General features: G+C 62.2%; 1 protein-coding gene and 1 pseudogene. Both read left to right on the forward strand.

Going from position 1 to position 1,728, the window contains the following annotated elements; genetic code table 11:
• Positions 1-840, forward strand: a pseudogene (locus J8I34_RS33845) (IS21 family transposase); the annotation flags it as partial.
• The gene (gene istB, locus J8I34_RS33850) at positions 818-1,654 is read left to right on the forward strand and encodes an IS21-like element helper ATPase IstB (protein ID WP_209778429.1); all 837 of its coding nucleotides are present in this window, start codon (positions 818-820) and stop codon (positions 1,652-1,654) included. The pseudogene J8I34_RS33845 and the gene istB, both read left to right, overlap by 23 nt.
• The last annotated feature ends 74 nt before the right edge of the window (positions 1,655-1,728 follow it).

Here is a 1,728-nt window from a genome sequence, read left to right on the forward strand (position 1 = left end):
CCTGTCGGCGGCGTTCAAGAACCTGCAGGAGCAGGACGACTTCACAACGCGCTACGAAGCGCTGCTGGAACACTATGGGAGGACCGGCACGCGCAACAACCGCGGCCAGGGTCACGAGAACGGCAGTGTGGAATCGTCCCACCGCTATCTGAAGGAAGCCGTCGACCAGGCACTGATGCTGCATGGTCACCGGGACTTCGAGGATCGAGCCGCCTATGAGACGTTCCTGCGCGAGGTCGTGATGCGTCGTAACCGGCGTCATGCAGCGGCGTTCCGTCTTGAGCGCGAGCAGTTGTCGGACCTGCCACCCCAGCGCACAACGGACTTTGCCGAAGAGGAAGCGCGTGTCACCCGTTGCAGCACGTTTACGGTGATCGGCTGGACTGCTACCTGTCCGGGGCTTTGGTGTTCAGTACTGCTCGCGGCTCTCATGCTGCCAACAGTGTCCGGCGTACCATTGATTACCGCCACTTCACCGACAGCCTCAAGCGTAAGCCGCAGGCCTTCAAGGGGCTGGCGTTCCGTGATGAGTTGTTCCCGCGGGAAGCCTATCGGCAAACCTGGGAACAACTCCATGCCCGTCTGTCGCAACGAGACGCATGCAAGACGATGGTTGGCCTGCTCGAGCTGGCAGCCATGGACGGTATCGAGGCCGTGCTGGCCATGCGCTTGGAGGTCACGTTGGCCGACGGTGAACTGCCGGATCTGGTAGCGCTGCGTGAGGAGTTCTCGCCGCGGCAAGCCGATCACCCGGTCATCCATGTCCAGATGCCGCCAACCAGTTGCTATGACGCCCTGCTGGGCCAGGGGTGGCAGCATGAACGCGCCTATCCCAGTTGATACCGCTCGCCTGACGCTGATGCTCAACGAGCTGCGCCTGCCCACCATCGGCCGTCTATGGCCCGAGTTCGCCCAGCGCGCCGACAAGGAAGGCTGGCAGGCCACCCGGCTGCTGGGCGCTTTGCTCGAGCACGAGCTGGCTGAACGGGCCAAACGCCGCATCGAACGACACCGCACCGAGTCCCGCCTGCATCCAACCAAGACGCTGGCCGCCTTCGACTTCAGCGCGGTGCCGATGGTCTCCAAGGCGCACGTGATGGCGCTGGCGAGTGGTGATTCCTGGCTGGAGAAAGGCGCCAATGTGCTGATCTTCGGCCCCCCTGGCGGCGGGAAGAGCCACCTCGGGTCGGCCATCGGGCATGCCCTGATCGATGCGGGGTATCGGGTGTTGTTCACGCGTACCAGCGAGATCGTCCAGAAACTGCAGGCAGCGAGACAAAGTCTGCAATTGCCCGCTGCCCTGACCAAGCTCGACCGCTTCGACCTGATCGTCCTCGACGACCTGTCATACGCCCGCAAAGACCAGGCCGAAACCAGCGTCCTGTTCGAGCTGATAGCCGAACGATATGAGCGACGTAGCCTGCTGATTACAGCAAACCAGCCGTTCTCGGGCTGGGACCATGTGTTCCCCGATCCCGGCATGACCATTGCGGCGATCGACCGGCTCGTCCACCACTCGACGATCTTTGAAATGAATGTCGAAAGCTACCGCCGGCGCACCGCAAGCGACAAGCAGTCAGCTCGCCGCCGACAATCATCCAGCGACAACGACAATCATGATGACAACAATAACGGAGCGACAACCACGACCTAACAGGCTGCTGAAGTACTCACCACGGAAGAGGTGCGGCTTCCCCCGATAGGGCTGGGGGTCGCGGTTTTTCACAA

This window comes from Cupriavidus phytohabitans, assembly GCF_017815025.1.
GTDB lineage: Bacteria > Pseudomonadota > Gammaproteobacteria > Burkholderiales > Burkholderiaceae > Cupriavidus.

Bases quoted from the DNA above. Each gene is read 5' to 3' on its own strand.
- istB (WP_209778429.1), top strand. From the start codon at position 818: ATGAACGCGCCTATCCCAGTTGATACCGCTCGCCTGACGCTGATGCTC.